We start from the raw sequence: 638 nt of genomic DNA, 5'->3' as shown, positions 1-638 counted from the left end.
TAGGTATGTGTACCTTCTTTATCATATGAAATAGCGTCAAATTGGATCGTGCCGTCAGCTTTATTTTTCTTCGTTTGGATCACATTGCCGTTTTCAAGCAATTCAAAAGTAAAGGCATCAGCTTCAAGTGTTTTACCTTCCAATTTCTTAGTGAAATTGAATTGGGCACTTGTTGCTGTCGGTGTAAAGATATTATTGAACTCGGTATCCGTTGGAAGGGCTTTGGTCGCTGTAAGAGTATGGCCATCTTTCGTTACAGTCACTGTCACCTCTGCCTTCATTGGGTCATAGGTCATTCCCGCTTCTGAGCCTGCTACTTCTTCTACGGTGTACTTATGAACACCAACTTCGTTGTTCTTGTATGTGAGCGCATCAAAGGCTACTTTACCTGATGCATCATTGGTCTTCGTTTGGAGAACTTGACCGCTCGCATCTTTCAAGACAAAACTGAATTCTCCATCTTTTAGAGTGCGTCCTGCCAAGACTTTACTGAAGTCAAATTGCGCTGTCACTGGCGCTACCGCATAGTTGTTAAACTCGCTATCCGCTGGCATTGTGACATTGGCTGTCAAGACACCTGTTGTCGCATTCTTAGTGACATTAACAGTCACTTCTGCGTTCATAGTATCGTAGTCAAT

General features: G+C 42.9%; 1 protein-coding gene. It reads right to left on the bottom strand.

Annotated elements, in window-relative coordinates; all coding sequences use genetic code 11:
- Positions 1-638, bottom strand: a 638-nt coding sequence (locus O3605_RS09950; protein ID WP_371586090.1) for a Spy0128 family protein, incomplete at both ends; no start/stop codon positions are given.

The sequence above is a fragment of the Streptococcus sp. 27098_8_99 genome (genome assembly GCF_041431935.1).
GTDB lineage: Bacteria > Bacillota > Bacilli > Lactobacillales > Streptococcaceae > Streptococcus > Streptococcus parasanguinis_D.
This window is presented reverse-complemented; position numbering and strand designations above follow the sequence as displayed.